This is a genomic window from Klebsiella sp. OBRC7 (genome assembly GCF_000293135.1).
Classification (GTDB): domain Bacteria; phylum Pseudomonadota; class Gammaproteobacteria; order Enterobacterales; family Enterobacteriaceae; genus Klebsiella; species Klebsiella michiganensis.
On record NZ_ALNJ01000019.1, the window covers coordinates 120,404 to 137,890 of the forward strand.

General features: G+C 56.8%; 20 protein-coding genes. 7 read left to right on the forward strand and 13 right to left on the reverse strand.

All coding sequences use genetic code 11. From position 1 onward, the window contains the following. The first annotated feature begins 6 nt into the window (after positions 1 to 6). The gene (gene diaA, locus HMPREF1144_RS03630) at positions 7 to 597 is read left to right on the forward strand and encodes a DnaA initiator-associating protein DiaA (RefSeq protein ID WP_002918211.1); all 591 of its coding nucleotides are present in this window, start codon (positions 7 to 9) and stop codon (positions 595 to 597) included. A 9-nt stretch (positions 598 to 606) separates the two neighbouring features. Next, positions 607 to 1,182, forward strand: a complete 576-nt coding sequence (gene dolP / locus HMPREF1144_RS03635) for a division/outer membrane stress-associated lipid-binding lipoprotein (protein WP_004125578.1) — start codon at positions 607 to 609, stop codon at positions 1,180 to 1,182. Between the two features lie 107 nt (positions 1,183 to 1,289). On the opposite strand, the gene HMPREF1144_RS03640 is transcribed toward dolP, so the two are convergent. Next, positions 1,290 to 2,330, reverse strand: coding sequence for a permease (locus HMPREF1144_RS03640; RefSeq protein ID WP_009651869.1), 1,041 nt, complete (start codon positions 2,328 to 2,330; stop codon positions 1,290 to 1,292). A 69-nt stretch (positions 2,331 to 2,399) separates the two neighbouring features. Further along, the gene (locus HMPREF1144_RS03645; protein ID WP_009651882.1) at positions 2,400 to 3,050 is read right to left on the reverse strand and encodes an NAD(P)H-binding protein; all 651 of its coding nucleotides are present in this window, start codon (positions 3,048 to 3,050) and stop codon (positions 2,400 to 2,402) included. Positions 3,051 to 3,178: 128 nt separating this feature from the next. On the opposite strand from HMPREF1144_RS03645, the gene HMPREF1144_RS03650 reads away from it, so the two are divergent. After that, the gene (locus HMPREF1144_RS03650; RefSeq protein WP_004854517.1) at positions 3,179 to 3,697 is read left to right on the forward strand and encodes a type 1 glutamine amidotransferase domain-containing protein; all 519 of its coding nucleotides are present in this window, start codon (positions 3,179 to 3,181) and stop codon (positions 3,695 to 3,697) included. Here HMPREF1144_RS03650 and HMPREF1144_RS03655 read toward each other — a convergent pair. Beyond that, positions 3,677 to 4,120 (reverse strand): YhbP family protein, encoded by a 444-nt coding sequence (locus HMPREF1144_RS03655; RefSeq protein ID WP_009651838.1) that lies wholly within the window; start codon positions 4,118 to 4,120, stop codon positions 3,677 to 3,679. The genes HMPREF1144_RS03650 and HMPREF1144_RS03655 overlap by 21 nt on opposite strands. A gap of 55 nt (positions 4,121 to 4,175) precedes the next feature. Here HMPREF1144_RS03655 and HMPREF1144_RS03660 point away from each other — a divergent pair, with 55 nt between their 5' ends. Beyond that, positions 4,176 to 4,460, forward strand: coding sequence for a GIY-YIG nuclease family protein (locus tag HMPREF1144_RS03660; protein WP_004854522.1), 285 nt, complete (start codon positions 4,176 to 4,178; stop codon positions 4,458 to 4,460). On the opposite strand, the gene HMPREF1144_RS03665 is transcribed toward HMPREF1144_RS03660, so the two are convergent. Together HMPREF1144_RS03665 and ubiT are read right to left on the reverse strand one after the other, a co-directional pair. After that, positions 4,447 to 4,950 carry a GNAT family N-acetyltransferase gene (locus HMPREF1144_RS03665; RefSeq protein WP_004125592.1) on the reverse strand — a complete coding sequence of 168 codons (504 nt, stop codon included), beginning with the start codon at positions 4,948 to 4,950 and terminating at the stop codon, positions 4,447 to 4,449. The genes HMPREF1144_RS03660 and HMPREF1144_RS03665 overlap by 14 nt on opposite strands. Further along, positions 4,944 to 5,468 carry a ubiquinone anaerobic biosynthesis accessory factor UbiT gene (ubiT, locus tag HMPREF1144_RS03670; protein WP_004854523.1) on the reverse strand — a complete coding sequence of 175 codons (525 nt, stop codon included), beginning with the start codon at positions 5,466 to 5,468 and terminating at the stop codon, positions 4,944 to 4,946. Before ubiT ends, HMPREF1144_RS03665 begins: the two co-directional genes overlap by 7 nt. 221 nt (positions 5,469 to 5,689) lie before the next feature. On the opposite strand from ubiT, the gene ubiU reads away from it, so the two are divergent. The 3 genes from ubiU (at position 5,690) to HMPREF1144_RS03685 (ending at position 8,723) form a co-directional block, all read left to right on the forward strand. Continuing rightward, positions 5,690 to 6,685 carry a ubiquinone anaerobic biosynthesis protein UbiU gene (gene ubiU / locus HMPREF1144_RS03675; protein WP_004106058.1) on the forward strand — a complete coding sequence of 332 codons (996 nt, stop codon included), beginning with the start codon at positions 5,690 to 5,692 and terminating at the stop codon, positions 6,683 to 6,685. An 8-nt stretch (positions 6,686 to 6,693) separates the two neighbouring features. Continuing rightward, on the forward strand, positions 6,694 to 7,572 hold the full coding sequence (locus HMPREF1144_RS03680) for a U32 family peptidase (RefSeq protein WP_004854526.1): 879 nt from the start codon (positions 6,694 to 6,696) through the stop codon (positions 7,570 to 7,572). Between the two features lie 143 nt (positions 7,573 to 7,715). Beyond that, positions 7,716 to 8,723: a luciferase-like monooxygenase gene (locus HMPREF1144_RS03685; protein ID WP_009651916.1), complete on the forward strand. Its 1,008-nt coding sequence runs from the start codon at positions 7,716 to 7,718 to the stop codon at positions 8,721 to 8,723. A 32-nt stretch (positions 8,724 to 8,755) separates the two neighbouring features. Here the strand turns inward: HMPREF1144_RS03685 and mtr are convergent, their stop codons facing one another. The 8 genes from mtr to rbfA all read right to left on the reverse strand — a co-directional run bounded on the left by mtr (position 8,756) and on the right by rbfA (position 17,414). Next, the gene (mtr, locus tag HMPREF1144_RS03690) at positions 8,756 to 10,000 is read right to left on the reverse strand and encodes a tryptophan permease (protein WP_004854531.1); all 1,245 of its coding nucleotides are present in this window, start codon (positions 9,998 to 10,000) and stop codon (positions 8,756 to 8,758) included. A gap of 144 nt (positions 10,001 to 10,144) precedes the next feature. Further along, positions 10,145 to 12,106 carry a DEAD/DEAH family ATP-dependent RNA helicase gene (locus HMPREF1144_RS03695; protein ID WP_009651914.1) on the reverse strand — a complete coding sequence of 654 codons (1,962 nt, stop codon included), beginning with the start codon at positions 12,104 to 12,106 and terminating at the stop codon, positions 10,145 to 10,147. After that, on the reverse strand, positions 12,099 to 12,179 hold the full coding sequence (gene yrbN / locus HMPREF1144_RS32550) for a protein YrbN (RefSeq protein ID WP_085954934.1): 81 nt from the start codon (positions 12,177 to 12,179) through the stop codon (positions 12,099 to 12,101). The genes HMPREF1144_RS03695 and yrbN overlap by 8 nt, the downstream gene beginning before the upstream one ends. Before the next feature lie 100 nt (positions 12,180 to 12,279). After that, complete coding sequence (gene nlpI, locus HMPREF1144_RS03700) at positions 12,280 to 13,164, reverse strand: lipoprotein NlpI (RefSeq protein ID WP_004854535.1); 885 nt, start codon at positions 13,162 to 13,164, stop codon at positions 12,280 to 12,282. A 107-nt stretch (positions 13,165 to 13,271) separates the two neighbouring features. Continuing rightward, positions 13,272 to 15,410, reverse strand: a complete 2,139-nt coding sequence (pnp, locus tag HMPREF1144_RS03705; RefSeq protein ID WP_009651902.1) for a polyribonucleotide nucleotidyltransferase — start codon at positions 15,408 to 15,410, stop codon at positions 13,272 to 13,274. Positions 15,411 to 15,651: 241 nt separating this feature from the next. Next, positions 15,652 to 15,921 (reverse strand): 30S ribosomal protein S15, encoded by a 270-nt coding sequence (gene rpsO, locus HMPREF1144_RS03710; protein ID WP_002918244.1) that lies wholly within the window; start codon positions 15,919 to 15,921, stop codon positions 15,652 to 15,654. A 147-nt stretch (positions 15,922 to 16,068) separates the two neighbouring features. Then, positions 16,069 to 17,013, reverse strand: a complete 945-nt coding sequence (truB, locus tag HMPREF1144_RS03715; RefSeq protein WP_004854537.1) for a tRNA pseudouridine(55) synthase TruB — start codon at positions 17,011 to 17,013, stop codon at positions 16,069 to 16,071. Further along, positions 17,013 to 17,414: a 30S ribosome-binding factor RbfA gene (gene rbfA / locus HMPREF1144_RS03720; RefSeq protein WP_004106092.1), complete on the reverse strand. Its 402-nt coding sequence runs from the start codon at positions 17,412 to 17,414 to the stop codon at positions 17,013 to 17,015. The genes truB and rbfA overlap by 1 nt, the downstream gene beginning before the upstream one ends. Between the last annotated feature and the right edge of the window lie 73 nt (positions 17,415 to 17,487).

Consider the following 17,487-nt stretch of genomic DNA (forward strand, 5'->3'; position numbering starts at 1 on the left):
GATCCCGTGCTCGACAGAATCAAAGCCTGCTTCACCGAAAGCATTCAAACCCAAATTGCAGCAGCGGAAGCACTCCCGGACGCCATCTCACGTGCGGCGATGACGCTCGTTCAGTCGCTGCTGAACGGCAACAAAATCCTCTGTTGTGGTAATGGTACTTCCGCCGCCAACGCACAGCATTTTGCTGCCAGTATGATTAACCGTTTTGAAACAGAGCGTCCTGGTTTACCCGCCATTGCACTAAATACCGATAATGTGGTCTTAACCGCAATTGCCAACGATCGCCTGCATGACGAAATCTATGCTAAGCAGGTGCGAGCATTGGGACACGCCGGCGATGTGCTGCTGGCGATTTCTACGCGCGGCAACAGCCGGGACATCGTGAAAGCCGTGGAAGCGGCGGTCACCCGCGATATGACTATCGTGGCGTTAACCGGTTATGACGGCGGTGAACTGGCTGGCCTGTTAGGGCAGCAGGACGTCGAAATCCGCATTCCGTCGCATCGCAGCGCGCGAATTCAGGAAATGCACATGCTCACCGTCAACTGTCTGTGCGATTTGATCGATAACACGCTTTTTCCACACCAGGACGATTAAGGAGAACACATGAAGGCTCTCTCGCCCCTCGCCATTCTGCTGTCTGCGCTACTGCTTCAGGGATGCGTTGCTGCCGCGGTAGTCGGAACGGCAGCAGTCGGCACTAAAGCCGCGACGGACCCGCGTACGGTAGGTACTCAGGTGGACGACAGCACGCTGGAGCTGCGCGTTAACAGCGCGCTGTCGAAAGATGAACAAATTAAGAAACAGGCCCGCATCAACGTGACCGCCTACCAGGGCAAAGTTCTGCTGACCGGACAGTCCCCAACGTCCGATCTCTCCGCGCGCGCGAAGCAAATCGCTATGGGCGTAGAAGGTACGACGGAGGTGTTTAACGAAGTGCGTCAGGGCCAGCCGATCGGCTTAGGGACCGCGTCTTCGGATACCTGGATCACCACCAAAGTCCGCTCCCAGCTGCTGGGTACCGACCAGGTGAAATCCTCCAACGTGAAGGTGACAACCGAAAACGGTGAAGTGTTCCTGATGGGTCTGGTCACCGACCGTGAAGGACGCGCGGCGGCGGATATCGCCAGCCGGGTGAGCGGCGTGTCTCGCGTCACCACCGCCTTTACGTATATCAAGTAAGCGTCTCTGCCTCCCGGCCTGCGCTACGCTGAGCCGGGCTACGGGTTCACCGTTGGCTGTGGGCCGGTAGCCCGGACAGGCGCGCAGCGCCGCCTCCGGGAAGATCATCAGAGTAAAGCGACGCCCCCAACCACCGCGCCGCACAGCGCCACCAGCCCGCCGGTCAGCCACAGCGCCTTCGCCGGGAACGCTTTCCGCAGCATAATCAGTGACGGTACGCTGACAGCAGGCAGCGTAATCAGCAGCGCCAGCGCGGGCGCCATGCCCATTCCTGCCAGCATCATGGTCTGCACAATCGGGATCTCCGCCGCCGTCGGTATCACAAACAGGCAGCCGGCAATCGCCATGGCAATCACCCAGAACAGCGTATTCTCCACCACCCCATCGGCGTGAGGGAATAGCCACACCCGCGCGGCGCCCAGCACCAGAACCGCCAGAATATAAACCGGGATGGTATTCCAGAACAGCGTCCACAGCGCGCGCAGCCAGCGGCTGAAGAAGCCGTCCTGCCCCGTTGTGACCGACATTTCAGGCACGGGAACCGGCTGCATCGCCGCTTCTTTCACCCATTTCTGAACCAGCGTGGCGACCACCAGTACGGTCACCAGTCCGGCCAGCAGGCGAATCAGCGCAAACTTCCAGCCCAGCACGAAGCCCATAAACACCAGCGTCGCCGGGTTGAGCAGCGGATTGCCCAGCCAGAATGCCAGCGCGCCGCCCATGGATACCTGCTGTTTACGCATTCCCGCAGCCACCGGCGCGGCGCAGCAGGTGCACATCATCCCCGGCAGAGAGAACGCGGTCCCCAGCAGCGTACCGCGAAAACGCGATTGCCCTAACGTGCGCCGCAGCCAGTCACGCGGGATCAGCACCTGTATGAGCGATCCCAGCAGCACGCCTAATACCGCCGCTTTCCATACCGCCAGGAAATAGACCAGGGCGTAATCCCAGGCCGCAGCGAAAGGATTCGCGTCGCTATTTGCAAGAATGGATTTGCCGATACTGTGCGTCTCAGCGGCGTTAAAGGCTTTGCCGTAATAGGGCTGCCATTTAACGAACCACAGACCAACGATAACGACGAGAAAAAACAGCGCGGGCTTCCACCATTGAAACGGTGCTGCCGCCTGAGATGAAGACTGACCAGCCATAGCATTCCCCAGGGAGTGTCATGATAAATTGAGGACATGAATACTACGCCTCCGGGGAAACTTTGGAAATCAGTAATCCCCCGCGCGCGCGGCCCTCTCGCGCAGCTGCGACGAGGAGAGAATGCGGACGCCTTCATGCGTGGGCGAGAGCGCCTCCGCGAGTAGCGCGCTTGCCACGTCCCGCGCGTCTATCGATTTCAGGTTTCCCGGCAGCAGGCTAAAAAGCGGCGCAAGGAGCGTCTCGCCGGCGCGTTTTTTTTCGCGCTCGCCTACCAGCATTGACGGACGGGCAATCGTCAACCTCGGCCACTGCTGCGCAATCAGCGCCTCTTCCATCTCGCCTTTTACCCGATTATAGAAAAAGGGGGAATGCGCGTTCGCCCCCATCGCGCTGACCACCAGCATATGCTGCGCGCCCAGCTTTTTCCCCACCAGCGCGGTATCAATGACCAGCGTATAATCGGCATGCACAAACGCCTCTTTGCTTCCCGCTTCCCGGCGGGTGGTCCCCAGGCAGCAGAAAACAATATCGACCGGATCGACCACCTGCGCCAGCGCATCCGTGAGCTGCGGATCGTGCGGGTTAAATACGCCGGAGATATCGCTCAGCGGCCGACGCGTGGGCGCAGCAATGGACTTAATATCCGGTGCGTTGAGTAGCATTCGAAGTAAGTGACCACCAACTAACCCGGTTGCCCCCGTTAACAGTACCTGACTCATCGAAACTCCTTTGCAGATTTTTCTATGTTGCGATCCCAGCCTCATGTTCCAGACTTAATACTCTACGAGGTAATTATCCATCATCATCAGGGAAATGCCTCATTCCACACCGAAACACTGGAGGAAGAATGAGTAAGAAGATAGCCGTTTTAATTACCGACGACTTTGAAGACTCGGAGTTCACCTCACCCGCGGACGCCTACCGTCTGGCCGGACACAAGGTGGTGACCATTGAAAAACAAGCGGGGAAGAAGGTAAAAGGGAAAAAAGGGGAAGCTGAAGTCGTTATCGATAAAGCCATTGATGACGTCAGCCCTGCCGACTTCGACGCCCTGCTGCTGCCGGGCGGATATTCACCAGACTCGCTGCGCGGCGACGAACGCTTTGTCACCTTCACCCGCGATTTTGTCAACAGCGGCAAACCGGTCTTCGCCATCTGCCATGGTCCGCAGCTGTTGATTAGCGCCGATGTGATTCGCGGGCGGAAGCTGACGGCCGTGAAGCCTATCGTAGTCGACGTGAAAAACGCCGGTGGCGAGTTCTATGACCAGGAAGTGGTTATCGACAACGAACAGCTGGTGACCAGCAGAACCCCGGACGACCTGCCGGCCTTTAATCGCGAAGCCTTACGCCTGCTCGGCGCCTGATTCACGCAGCCAGTGCAGCTTTTTACCAAAGCCCAGCGTGTTATCGGTGAACTTGATCTCATCGGGACGAATCTCCCAGACGGGCGCCGATAGCATGCGGGCCACCGGAAAACGGCTGACGTAGCGCTTACGCATCGCCGCCTCTTCTTCCCCGGCCAGGCGGCGAATTTTACCTTTGAACTGTACGCCGCGGATCAGCGCCACGCTCTTTGGCTGGCCGTTGACCGTCCCGGCCACGTTGGCGCTTTCCCCGGTCATTTGGCCGTGGCGCGTTTTTTCATCGCTGAGCAAATAAAATGCGACCTTCTCCGGATCATAAATGTAAAAAGCATTGGCACACCACAGCTCATCATCGCGGGCGACGCACCAGGTCACAACGTGCTGCTTACCCAGCCAGCGGCCGATCGCGGCGAGCGTATCCATCTTTACTCTCCAGTATGTTATGGTGCTCACACCTTAACATAGTGACCTCTGTACCGTGTGCTGGTTTCTCTATCTGATTCGTACCGCCGATAATCGCCTTTATACCGGGATTACCACCGATGTTTCACGCCGCTTTTGCCAGCACCAGACTGGTAAGGGCGCGAAAGCGCTGCGTGGAAAAGGCGAGCTTGAGCTGGCCTTCAGCCAGGAAGTTGGTGAACGCTCACTAGCGTTGCGGCTTGAGTATCGTATTAAGCAGCTAACGAAGCGCCAGAAAGAGCGCCTCGTTGCCGGGGACGGTTCATTTGAGGCGCTGCTGGAAAGTCTCAGAAGCGATTAAAGTGGTCGCTATATTCGACCAGCCCGCTCACGCCGTTCAGCGCGTCATCGGCCAGACGATGCACCTGGAAAGCCTCGGCGCTATCGGGCCAGCGGCAGCGCAGATCGAAACGCGCCGCGGGTTCAAAGCCCAGACGGCCATAGAGCGCCGGATCGCCAAGCGTCACGACGGCGGCATAGCCAAACTCGTTCAGGGAATCGAGCCCTTCATAGACCAGCTGACGCCCGATCCCCTGACCGCGGTAGCTTTCATCGACCGCCAGTGGAGCCAGTCCAACCCACTGCAGCTCTTCGCCTTCGACGGCGACCGGGCTAAAGGCCACGTAGCCTACGACCTGACCTTCGTCATCCGTCGCCACCACGCCCAGCGTGATCAGGCCATCTTCACGAAGGCTGTGCACCAGCTGCGCTTCCGCGTCGCCGCCGAAGGTACGACGCAATAGAGCATCGATACCCGGCGCATCAATCCCAATCTCTACTCGAATCAGCATGCCTCACCTACCGATGTCTGTTCAGGTTTCTGCGGGCCTTTCAGGCCAGCTTCAACAAAGTCCGCCAGCTGCAGCAGCATAATACGCAGCGCTTTTGGCATCTGCTCCAGCTCAATGGCATCCATCAGGTTTTTTACATACAGTCCCAGCTCGGTATCGCCTTCGATAACCAGGCGACGCTGGAAGAACAGCGTATCCGGATCCTGCTTACGCGCCGCGATCATCAGCAGGTCGCTGGCGTCGGCGCTGAAGCTGACGTCCGCTTCAGCCGCAGGGCTGACCACCAGACGCCCATCAACCACCGAGGTATACCACAGCAGGCCGATGTCGCGCACATGAATACTTAACCAGCGCCCCTCGAGAAACTCCAGTTCCCCATCCGCCAGCGCCTGGCGAAATTGCCAGCTTAATACCTGTTCCAGCACCTGGCGCTTGAGGGCAAATGGCGCCAGCTTAACCGGCACGCTCATCATCGACGGGCCAAAGTGAACCAGTTTGGAACGCAGTTTATCCAACACAAGCTTTACTCCATGAATGCAATAGTTCCTCTATTGTGCCATATCAAATAAACGACATAGCGGCGTAAATCAACAAAATCACGATGCCGGGCCGCAGGTATTGATCCCGCCAATACGCTTTTAACTGCCTCAAATCAAAAATTGTCACCAAAAGGTTAACTAAAATCCCAGCTCATTAACCATCCAGCGTCCCTGACGGGCCGCGTTTTTCAGGAAAAATTATGGAGCTGCTCTGCCCAGCCGGTAACCTTCCGGCGCTTAAGGCGGCCATCGAAAACGGCGCCGATGCCGTCTATATCGGGCTGAAAGATGACACCAACGCCCGCCACTTTGCCGGCCTTAATTTCACCGAAAAGAAACTGCAGGAAGCCGTCAGCTTTGTGCACCAGCATCGTCGCAAACTGCATATTGCCATTAACACCTTCGCGCATCCTGATGGTTATGCCCGCTGGCAGCGCGCGGTCGACATGGCGGCGCAGCTGGGCGCCGACGCGCTGATCCTCGCCGATATCGCGATGCTGGAATACGCCGCCGAGCGTTATCCGCATATTGAGCGCCACGTTTCCGTCCAGGCCTCAGCCACCAACGAAGAGGCGGTAAAGTTTTATCATCGCAATTTTGACGTCGCCCGCGTGGTGCTGCCGCGCGTGCTGTCGATTCACCAGGTCAAACAGCTGGCGCGCGCCACGCCGGTGCCGCTGGAGGTTTTTGCCTTCGGTAGCCTGTGCATTATGGCGGAAGGGCGCTGCTACCTTTCCTCTTATCTGACCGGCGAATCGCCGAATACCGTCGGCGCCTGTTCGCCGGCGCGCTTCGTGCGTTGGCAGCAAACGCCGCAGGGACTGGAATCACGCCTTAACGAAGTGCTGATTGACCGCTATCGGGACGGTGAAAACGCCGGCTATCCCACCCTCTGTAAAGGGCGTTATCTGGTCGACGGCGAGCGCTACCACGCGCTGGAAGAGCCCACCAGCCTGAACACCCTGGAGCTGCTGCCGGAACTGATGGCGGCAAATATTGCCTCGGTGAAAATCGAGGGGCGCCAGCGCAGCCCGGCCTACGTTACCCAGGTGGCGAAAGTCTGGCGTCAGGCGATCGATCGCTGCAAAGCCGATCCGCAAAACTTCGTACCGCAGTCCGCGTGGATGGAGACCCTCGGTTCCATGTCAGAAGGGACGCAAACCACCCTTGGCGCCTATCACCGTAAATGGCAGTGAGAACAGCAATGAAATATTCATTAGGGCCGGTGCTTTATTACTGGCCAAAAGAGACGCTGGAAGATTTTTACCAGCAGGCGGCAAGCTGCAGCGCGGACACGATTTACCTCGGCGAAGCGGTATGCAGCAAACGTCGCGCCACCAAAGTCGGCGACTGGATCGACATGGCAAAAACGCTGGCGGGAAGCGGTAAACAGGTGGTGCTTTCCACCCTCGCGCTGGTGCAGGCGTCCTCGGAGCTGGGCGAACTGAAGCGCTATGTCGATAACGGCGAATTTCTGATTGAAGCCAGCGATCTCGGCGTCGTTAACCTGTGCGCGGAACGTAAGCTGCCGTTCGTCGCCGGGCACGCGCTTAACTGCTACAACGCCGTCACCCTGCGTCTCCTGCTCAAGCAGGGCATGGTACGCTGGTGTATGCCGGTCGAACTTTCCCGCGACTGGCTGGCGAATTTGCTGACCCAGTGCGACGACCTGGGCATTCGCGACCGGTTTGAGGTAGAGGTCCTGAGCTACGGTCATCTGCCGCTGGCCTACTCCGCCCGCTGCTTTACCGCGCGCTCGGAAGACCGGCCGAAAGACGAGTGTGAAACCTGCTGCATAAAATACCCTAACGGGCGCGACGTGCTTTCGCAGGAGAACCAGCAGGTGTTCGTCCTCAACGGCATTCAGACCATGAGCGGCTACGTCTACAACCTCGGGAATGAGCTAAGCACCATGACCGGGCTGGTGGATATGGTTCGCCTGTCGCCGCTGGGTAGCGAGACCTTCGCTATGCTGGACGCCTTCCGGGCGAATGAAAACGGCGCGGCGCCGCTGCCGCTGACGGCGAACAGCGACTGCAACGGCTACTGGCGACGGCTGGCCGGGCTGGAATTGCAGAGCTGATTAACCGCTCACTTTGTTAATGGCTATCGCTGCTTTTTAATGCACTATTAAAGATGCAGCTTTTCTGGCTGGCGTATCCTGGATGCGCCAGGCTGGAAGAAGACCTTCAATCTGATGACGATGCTGTAGCAAAGTGAGCCTTTATGACTGACAAACCTGTTTCTTTCTCGGTGCTCGATCTGGCGCCGATCCCGCAAGGTTCTTCCGCAAAGGAAGCCTTCTCCCACTCTTTAGACCTGGCGCAGCTGGCGGAAAAGCGCGGCTATCACCGCTACTGGCTGGCCGAGCACCATAATATGGTCGGTATCGCCAGCGCGGCGACTTCCGTACTGATTGGCTACCTTGCCGCGAATACCACAACTCTGCATCTGGGCTCCGGCGGCGTGATGCTGCCGAACCATTCGCCGCTGGTGATTGCCGAGCAGTTCGGTACGCTCAATACGCTCTACCCGGGACGCATCGATCTCGGCCTTGGCCGCGCGCCGGGCAGCGATCAGCCAACCATGCGCGCGCTGCGTCGCCATATGAGCGGCGATGTCGATAACTTCCCGCGCGATGTCGCGGAACTGGTGGACTGGTTCGACGCCCGCGATCCTAATCCGCACGTGCGCCCGGTTCCCGGCTATGGCGAGAAGATCCCGGTCTGGCTGCTCGGCTCAAGCCTGTACAGCGCCCAGCTGGCGGCGCAGCTTGGGCTGCCGTTTGCCTTCGCCTCGCACTTCGCCCCGGATATGCTCTTTCAGGCCCTGCACCTCTACCGCACCCACTTCCAGCCGTCAGAGCGGTTAGCGAAGCCGTACGCGATGGTATGCATTAACATTATTGCCGCCGACAGCGACAGAGATGCGGAATTTCTGTTTACGTCCATGCAGCAGGCGTTCGTCAAACTGCGCCGCGGCGAGACCGGACAGCTGCCGCCGCCGGTGCAAAATATGCATCAGCTGTGGTCCGCTTCAGAGCAGTACGGCGTCCAAAAAGCGCTGAGCATGTCGCTGGTCGGCGATAAAGCGAAAATCCGTCACGGGCTGGAGTCGATCCTGCGGGAAACCCAGGCCGATGAAATCATGGTCAACGGCCAAATCTTCGATCATCAGGCGCGCCTGCATTCATTTGATTTGGCGATGCAGGTGAAAGAAGAGCTTCTCGGATAGTGAAAAATGCGGCATTTTTGCCGCATTTTCAATTAGTGATAGGTGGGTAATACGTTAAAGCTCGACAGGAAATGCACGATAACGTTACCCAGCCCGAACAGCAGAACCAAAGCAATCATCGGTTTTCCACCCCAAACGCGAAACAATGGGCTACCAAAGCGTTTGCGCGACGCGCGAGCCAGCAGCGCCGGTACAATTGCCGCCCAGATCGTCGCCGCCAGCCCCGCATAGCCGATCGCGTAGAGGAATCCGTTCGGCCACAGCAGGCCACCCGCCATCGGCGGAATAAAGGTGAGAAGCGCGGTTTTAAAGCGTCCCAGCGCGGAGTCATCGAACCCGAACAGATCCGCCAGATAATCAAACAGACCGAGCGTCACGCCAAGGAATGAACTGGCAACGGCAAAGTTTGAAAAGATGACTAACAGCAGATCCAGACTCCGGCTGTTCAGTACCCCACTGAGCGCCTGGACCAGGACATCTATGTTGCCCCCCTTCTGTGCAATACCGATAAACTCAGGGCGCGGGATATTGCCCATCGTCACCAGCAGCCACACCACGTACAGGCCCAGCGCCAGCAGAGTACCGTAAACCAGGCACTTAACGATTGTGCGCGGATCTTTGCCGTAGTACTTCATCAGGCTCGGCACGTTGCCGTGATAGCCGAAGGACGCGAGGCAGAACGGCAGCGTCATCAGCAGATAGGGCATATACGAGGCATTTTGTTCAGCCACGTTAAACAGGGTGCTCGGCTGGACGTGTCCCAACAGGCTGCCAAAGGTCAGAAAGAAGGTAATGACCTTAGCTCCCAGCACAATGGCCGTCATGCGGCTCACCGCTTTGGTGCTCAACCAGACGATAAACGCCACCAGCAGGGCAAAACCAAAACCTGCCGCCCTTGCCGGTACGTTCAGCGACATTTCGCTAAACGTATGGTGCAGAATCGAGCCGCTGGCGGAGATATAGGCGTAAGTCAGAATATAAAGAACAAAGGCGATCGACACGCCGTTAACCAGATTCCAGCCTTTGCCGAGTAGATCTTTAGTAATGGTATCGAAGCTCGAGCCAATCCGGTAATTCAGGTTCGCTTCGAGGATCATTAACCCGGAGTGAAGCATACAAAACCAGGTAAAAACCAGCGCCGCCAGAGACCAGAAGAACCACGCGCCGGACATCACAACCGGCAGCGAGAACATGCCCGCCCCAATAATCGTCCCGCCAATAATCACTACGCCGCCAAACAAGGACGGTCGGGTTGCCGTAGTGGTAAGTGTCGCCATTTGCCGAAATCTCCAGTCGAAAATACTTTTCTTGTTATTAACGCGACGCACTGTACCAGTACACGAGTACAAAGGGAATAAAAAAAGCCCCAATCATGAAGATCGGGGCTGTATCGTTTACTTTACGTTAGCGGAAAGCGCTAATTATGCATCGCCACCGAAACGACGACGACCTGCGGAGTCATCACGACGCGGAGCTGAAGCATCATCGCGGCGCGGCGCACGGCCACCTTCACGACGTTCACCGCTGAAACGACGACCTTCACCACGGCCGCCTTCGCGACGCTCACCGCCGAAACCACGGCCTTCACGACGTTCACCGCCGCCGAAGCTACGACCGCCTTCACGGCGCTCACCGCCGCCATGACGTTCGCCGCTGCGTTCAGGACGCGGCTGAGCATCGCCCAGCAGCTGCATGTTCATCGGCTTGTTCAGGATGCGGGTACGCGTAAAGTGCTGCAGCACTTCGCCCGGCATGCCTTTCGGCAGTTCGATGGTGGAGTGAGAACCAAACAGCTTGATATTACCGATGTAACGGCTGCTGATGTCGCCTTCGTTAGCAATTGCGCCAACGATGTGACGAACTTCAACGCCGTCATCACGGCCCACTTCAATACGGTACAGTTCCATATCGCCAACGTCACGACGCTCACGCTTCGGACGATCTTCGCCGCTGCGTTCCGGACGGTCGCCGCGCGGGCCACGGTCGTTACGGTCGCCGCGACGTTCGAAACGATCGTCACGGTCGCGGAACTCGCGCTTAGGACGCATAGGCGCATCCGGCGGCAGGATCAGCGGACGTTCGCCCTGAGCCATTTTCAGCAGCGCGGCGGCCAGCGTTTCCACGTCCAGCTCTTCGCCTTCGGCAGACGGCTGGATTTTCGCCAGCAGCGCACGGTACTGATCCAGATCGCTGCTTTCCAGCTGCTGCTGAACTTTCGCCGCGAATTTTTCCAGACGGCGTTTGCCCAGCAGTTCTGCGTTCGGCAGTTCAACTTCCGGAATGGTCAGCTTCATCGTACGTTCGATATTGCGCAGCAGACGACGCTCGCGGTTCTCAACGAACAGCAGCGCGCGGCCAGCACGACCCGCACGACCGGTACGGCCGATACGGTGAACGTAAGACTCGGAATCCATCGGGATATCGTAGTTAACCACCAGGCTGATACGCTCAACGTCCAGGCCACGGGCCGCAACGTCGGTTGCAATCAGGATATCCAGACGACCGTCTTTCAGACGCTCCAGAGTCTGCTCACGCAGGGACTGGTTCATGTCGCCGTTCAGCGCAGCGCTGCTATAACCGCTACGCTCCAGCGCTTCGGCCACTTCCAGGGTCGCGTTTTTGGTACGAACGAAGATAATCGCCGCATCAAAATCTTCCGCTTCCAGGAAACGCACCAGCGCTTCGTTTTTACGCATACCGTAAGCAGTCCAGTAGCTCTGGCTGATGTCCGGGCGAGTCGTTACGCTCGACTGGATGCGCACTTCCTGCGGCTCTTTCATAAAGCGGCGGGTAATACGGCGAATGGCTTCCGGCATGGTGGCAGAGAACAGAGCGGTCTGATGACCCTCCGGGATCTGCGCCATAATGGTTTCTACGTCTTCGATAAAGCCCATGCGCAGCATTTCGTCAGCTTCATCCAGAACCAGACCGCTCAGCTTAGAGAGATCCAGCGTACCGCGTTTCAGGTGGTCCAGCAGACGACCCGGGGTACCGACAACGATTTGCGGCCCCTGACGCAGCGCGCGCAGCTGCACGTCATAACGCTGGCCGCCGTACAGGGCAACCACGTTTACGCCGCGCATATGTTTAGAGAATTCCGTCATTGCTTCAGCAACCTGTACCGCCAGTTCGCGGGTCGGCGCCAGCACCAGAATCTGCGGTGCTCTCAGCTCAGGATCGATGTTGTTCAGCAGCGGTAAAGAGAACGCTGCGGTTTTACCGCTACCCGTCTGGGCCATACCCAGAACGTCGCGGCCGCCCAGCAGATGCGGAATGCACTCAGCCTGGATCGGAGATGGTTTTTCGTAACCCAGATCGTTAAGCGCTTCAAGGATGGGAGCCTTCAGGCCCAGATCTGCAAAAGTGGTTTCGAATTCAGCCATGTAGTACGTGTGCCTCAAAATTAATGGCGGCCAGTCTACATAACTCATCGTGAAAATTTTCGGTAATTTTCATTGAAAAGTGTGAACCGGCTCAAAGTAGGTGTATTAACGAACAACAACGCCCTCACCCGCAAAGGTGATGGCAATCAAAAAAGGGCTGATGTGTTCGTCAGCTATTGCTGGTCCGATTCTGCCAGGTCATCTTGCTCCTGGCCCAAGAGCGATAATTCCAACAATGCGTATCGGTGCTCAACGTAGTTATGAACGTTGTTTGCGACCGCCAGTTTGAACAGTGCCGTAGCGCTGTCCTTGTCCCCCAGACTTAGGTAGTACTTACCTAAATAGAAGTTGGTTTCACTGAGATGCTCAGCGAGCGAGGTGTTATCCGTTGCGTCTGCCTTCAGACGGTCCATTAGCTCTTTTTCGCTAATGTCGCCAAGGTAGAACCCGACAATGTTCCATCCCCATTGTTCTTTATCCGACTTGTTTAAGCGCTGTCTCAGTGCTTCAAGCGCCTGCTTCTCATCGAGCTGACGCTCGGCGAGATAAAGCCACAGGCTTCGGAAAGGATCATTGGGATCGTCTTGATAAAACGCCAGCAGATCATCTTGCGCTAACTTAGCGCGACCGCCGTAATACAGGGCGATACCGCGATTTAAGTGCGCGTAGTTGTAAGTTGGATCAAGCTCAAGTACAGAATCAAACGCTTCATAGGCAGCATCAAAATTGCCTGCCTGCGTTAAGTAAATGCCTAAGTAATTGAATACTTCAGGCATATCCGGTCGGATTGCCAGCGCTTGTGAAAAATCATTTCGCGCTAATGCCCTCAGACCGAGACTATCATACAACACTCCGCGCTCATATAAAAGCTGTGCGCGTTCGTCATCGGTTAAAGCCCGACTGGCAAGAATTTGTTCCATGCGCGCCAGAATCACTTCCTGCTGCAAAGTCGGTTGCAATGGCACCGCGAGGACTGCGTCCTTACGCCAGGCAGAGTTGCTGCATCCTGCCAGCGTGAGAGCTGTCGCCACGAAACACCAGCGCAAAAAAGGCTTCATTTCCCACTCCCGAAGACAACGATTGGATGAACGTCCAGTTCCCCGGCTGCAAACAGGGCGTCCTGCCCGCAATGCGCCCTCCGCAATGCGGAGGGCAAACGGCAACCTTACTCGCCCTGCTGTTCGGCAGCCGGAGCTTCCGGCGCAGCCGCAGGCTGAGTTTGTTCAGTTGCTTCTTTGATGCTCAGACGGACACGGCCCTGACGGTCAACTTCCAGAACCTTAACCGGCACTTCCTGACCCATCTGCAGATAGTCGGTCACTTTCTCAACGCGCTTGTCGGCGATTTGAGAGATGTGAACCAGACCTTCTTTACCGCCGCCAATGGCAACAAACGCGCCAAAATCAACGATACGGGTCACTTTACCGTTATAGATACGGCCAACTTCGATCTCAGCGGTGATCTCTTCGATACGGCGAATCGCATGCTGCGCTTTGTCGCCGTCGGTTGCCGCGATCTTCACGGTACCGTCATCTTCGATTTCGATAGTGGTGCCGGTTTCTTCGGTCAGCGCACGAATAACGGAACCGCCCTTACCGATAACGTCTTTGATTTTGTCCGGACTGATCTTGATCGTGTGGATACGCGGTGCGAATTCAGAGATATCGCCGCGCGGCGCGTTAATGGCCTGTTCCATCACGCCCAGGATGTGCAGACGCGCACCTTTAGCCTGGTTCAGAGCAACCTGCATGATCTCTTTGGTGATACCTTCAATTTTGATATCCATCTGCAGAGCAGAGATACCTTCGCGGGAACCCGCTACTTTGAAGTCCATATCGCCCAGGTGATCTTCATCGCCCAGAATGTCAGACAGTACGACGAAGTTGTCGCCTTCTTTCACCAGACCCATTGCGATACCCGCAACGGCGGCTTTCACCGGCACGCCTGCGTCCATCAGCGCCAGAGAAGCGCCACAAACGGAAGCCATGGAGGAGGAGCCGTTAGATTCGGTGATTTCAGAAACCACGCGAACGGTGTACGGGAACTCTTCGATAGTCGGCATCACGGCCAGTACGCCGCGCTTAGCCAGACGACCGTGACCGATTTCACGACGCTTCGGAGAACCGACCATTCCCGTTTCGCCTACGGAGTACGGAGGGAAGTTATAGTGGAACAGGAAGGAATCCGTGCGCTCGCCCATCAGTTCATCGATGTTCTGCGCGTCGCGTGCGGTGCCCAGGGTCGCGGTAACCAGCGCCTGAGTTTCGCCACGGGTAAACAGTGCGGAACCGTGGGTACGCGGCAGAACGCCGGTACGAACGTCCAGACCACGAATCATATCTTTTTCACGACCATCGATACGCGGCTCACCGGCCAGTACGCGGCTACGCACCACGTTTTTCTCGATTGCGTGCAGGATTTCGCCCAGTTCGTTAGCGTCCAGGGCTTCATCTTCCGCAACCAGGGTCGCGATAGTTTCAGATTTGATCACGTCAACCTGAGCATAGCGCTCCTGTTTGTCGGTGATACGGTAAGCATCGCTCAGGCGAGATTCAGCCAGCGCGGCAACGCGCGCGTTCAGCGCCGCATCAACCACTTCCGGCTGCCAGTCCCAGCGCGGCTTACCGGCTTCTTTCACCAGATCATTGATGTTCTGAATAACCACCTGCTGCTGGTCGTGACCAAACACGACCGCGCCCAGCATCTGGTCTTCGCTCAGCAGTTCAGCTTCGGATTCAACCATCAGTACTGCGGCTTCGGTACCCGCGACAACCAGATCCAGTTTGCTGGACTTCAGCTCTTCCTGGGTCGGGTTCAGCACGTACTGATCATTAATATAACCAACGCGAGCGGCGCCAATTGGGCCGTTGAACGGAATACCAGACAGGGACAGCGCTGCGGAAGCGCCGATCATCGCGACGATATCCGGGTTAACCTGTGGGTTAACGGAAACGACGGTCGCAATAACCTGAACTTCGTTAACGAAGCCTTCCGGGAACAGCGGGCGAACCGGGCGGTCAATCAGACGCGCAATCAGGGTTTCGCCTTCGCTCGGACGGCCTTCACGACGGAAGAAACCACCCGGGATTTTACCTGCAGCGTAGGTACGCTCTTGATAGTTAACGGTCAGCGGGAAGAAATCCTGGCCTGGCTTAGCTTTTTTCTGGCCCACAACGGTAACGAATACCGCGGTGTCATCCATGCTAACCATAACGGCGGCAGTTGCCTGGCGCGCCATCATGCCGGTCTCCAGCGTTACGGTATGTTGGCCGTACTGGAATTTACGAACGATCGGATTAAGCAAAATTCTATCCTTATATCTATAGATGATGTCAAATCCACGATAAGACATCGTATGACCCGATCTTCTGCATCCTCGCGACTAATGACAACCTTTACCCGCCCCTGCGAGTCAAGCCTCTCATTAGCCGCGCGAACCTCTGCATGAAGATCATTAATAGCAACAATACATGAGTTTTTAATGAATTGCTGCCGCCCGGTCGAAAAAAGGGGCCGTGAGGCCCCTTCTTCTGAAACTCGCAGAATTAGCGACGCAGACCCAGACGCTCGATCAGCGCAGAGTAACGTGCAACATCTTTACGTTTCAGGTAGTCGAGCAGTTTACGACGCTGAGAAACCATGCGCAGCAGACCACGACGGCTGTGGTGATCTTTTTTGTGCTCTGCAAAGTGACCCTGCAGGTGGTTGATCTGTGCAGTCAGCAGTGCAACCTGAACTTCAGTAGAACCGCTGTCGTTTTCGCCACGACCGAACTCAGAAACGATTTTTGCTTTAGCTTCAACGCTTAGAGACATTTTCGAACTCCAAAATTAAAAGAAAGAAAGGGTGCCGATCTCTAATTCAGCAACCCCTGATATAACGCTCGCAAATGTTAAAACACGTTGGCGAGTGTTAAGCGGCGATATTCTACTCGCAGCAGCCTTTTATCGCAAGGAAAGCGCTCAGACAGGGTATTCAACCACCAGACGACGAGGCGCCACGCGGCCTTCATCATCCATCTCACCCATACCAAGAAACTTCTCTTCAGCGCCTTCAGTAACGCGAACCAGTCCCTGCAGCGGCGCGCCCGATGTCCGCACCGGGTTACCGTTTTTAAAGTAGACGGCCGAGGTTTCCGGAATATTCACCAGCGGATAATCCGAAGCCGGGCTGTCCATCGGCATCAGCAGCGGGTCCAGCAGCTGGGCTGCGGGAATATCCTGCGCATGCGCTTGTTCGACAAGCGCCTGCAGCTGCTCCAGCGTCACCATCCGTTCGACGGGATATTTACTGACCGCCAGGCGACGCAGGAAAATGACGTGCGCGCCGCACCCGAGTTTCTCGCCTAAGTCATCAATAATCGTGCGAATGTAGGTGCCTTTCGAGCAGTGAATTTCCAGCTCAAGCTCAGTCCCCTCATGGCGAATAAACAGCAGCTCGTACACCGTAATCGGCCGGGATTCACGCGGTACTTCAATCCCCTGTCGGGCATATTCGTACAGCTTTTTCCCCTGGTATTTCAGCGCCGAATACATCGACGGTATCTGCTGGGTTTTGCCACGGAAGCCATCGAGCGCTGCCGCCAACTGCTCCGGGCTAAAAGTCAGCGGACGCTCTTCCACCACCAGGCCATCGGCATCAGAGGTATCGGTGCGCTGGCCAAGCCTGGCAATCACGCGGTAGCGCTTGTCAGAATCGAGCAGATACTGGGAAAACTTTGTCGCTTCCCCGAGGCAAATCGGCAGCATACCGGTCGCCAGCGGATCCAGCGCCCCGGTGTGCCCTGCCCGATTAGCATTATAAAGCCGCTTAACTTTCTGCAGCACGTCGTTGCTGGATGCGCCCTGCGGTTTATCCAGCAACAGTACGCCGTGCACGTCGCGACCGCGACGACGAGGACGACTCATTAGTCCTCCTTACTGTCGTCCGGGTTCACACGACGTTCATCGTCATGTTTTACCACGCTGGTCACCAGGTTCGACATGCGCATCCCTTCGACTAATGAATTGTCGTAGAAGAAGGTCAGTTCCGGCACGATACGCAGGCGCATCGCTTTGCCTAGCAGCGAGCGGATAAAACCAGACGCTTCCTGCAAAGCCTTGATCCCCGCTTTCACGGCGGCTTCGTCTTTATCGTTCAGGAAGGTCACAAACACTTTGGCATAGGCCAGGTCGCGGGACATTTCAACGCCTGAAACGGTCGTCATCATGCCCAGACGCGGGTCTTTAATTTCGCGCTGCAGGATGATTGCGATCTCTTTTTGCATCTCCTGAGCCACGCGCTGCGGGCGACCAAATTCTTTCGCCATAATAAATTCTCCAGACAAATAAGGGGGCCACGCGGCCCCCTTTAATTTTGTATAACCGGGTGGCGCTGCGCTT

Coding starts and splice junctions, on each gene's coding strand:
- HMPREF1144_RS03645 (WP_009651882.1), bottom strand. CDS start 3,050: ATGAGTCAGGTACTGTTAACGGGGGCAACCGGGTTAGTTGGTGGTCAC.
- HMPREF1144_RS03640 (WP_009651869.1), bottom strand. CDS start 2,330: ATGGCTGGTCAGTCTTCATCTCAGGCGGCAGCACCGTTTCAATGGTGG.
- nlpI (WP_004854535.1), bottom strand. CDS start 13,164: ATGAAGCCTTTTTTGCGCTGGTGTTTCGTGGCGACAGCTCTCACGCTG.
- ubiU (WP_004106058.1), top strand. CDS start 5,690: ATGGAGCTGCTCTGCCCAGCCGGTAACCTTCCGGCGCTTAAGGCGGCC.
- HMPREF1144_RS03655 (WP_009651838.1), bottom strand. CDS start 4,120: ATGGATACGCTCGCCGCGATCGGCCGCTGGCTGGGTAAGCAGCACGTT.
- rbfA (WP_004106092.1), bottom strand. CDS start 17,414: ATGGCGAAAGAATTTGGTCGCCCGCAGCGCGTGGCTCAGGAGATGCAA.
- HMPREF1144_RS03695 (WP_009651914.1), bottom strand. CDS start 12,106: ATGGCTGAATTCGAAACCACTTTTGCAGATCTGGGCCTGAAGGCTCCC.
- HMPREF1144_RS03680 (WP_004854526.1), top strand. CDS start 6,694: ATGAAATATTCATTAGGGCCGGTGCTTTATTACTGGCCAAAAGAGACG.
- rpsO (WP_002918244.1), bottom strand. CDS start 15,921: ATGTCTCTAAGCGTTGAAGCTAAAGCAAAAATCGTTTCTGAGTTCGGT.
- truB (WP_004854537.1), bottom strand. CDS start 17,013: ATGAGTCGTCCTCGTCGTCGCGGTCGCGACGTGCACGGCGTACTGTTG.
- HMPREF1144_RS03685 (WP_009651916.1), top strand. CDS start 7,716: ATGACTGACAAACCTGTTTCTTTCTCGGTGCTCGATCTGGCGCCGATC.
- yrbN (WP_085954934.1), bottom strand. CDS start 12,179: ATGAAAATTACCGAAAATTTTCACGATGAGTTATGTAGACTGGCCGCC.
- HMPREF1144_RS03650 (WP_004854517.1), top strand. CDS start 3,179: ATGAGTAAGAAGATAGCCGTTTTAATTACCGACGACTTTGAAGACTCG.
- mtr (WP_004854531.1), bottom strand. CDS start 10,000: ATGGCGACACTTACCACTACGGCAACCCGACCGTCCTTGTTTGGCGGC.
- HMPREF1144_RS03665 (WP_004125592.1), bottom strand. CDS start 4,950: ATGCTGATTCGAGTAGAGATTGGGATTGATGCGCCGGGTATCGATGCT.
- dolP (WP_004125578.1), top strand. CDS start 607: ATGAAGGCTCTCTCGCCCCTCGCCATTCTGCTGTCTGCGCTACTGCTT.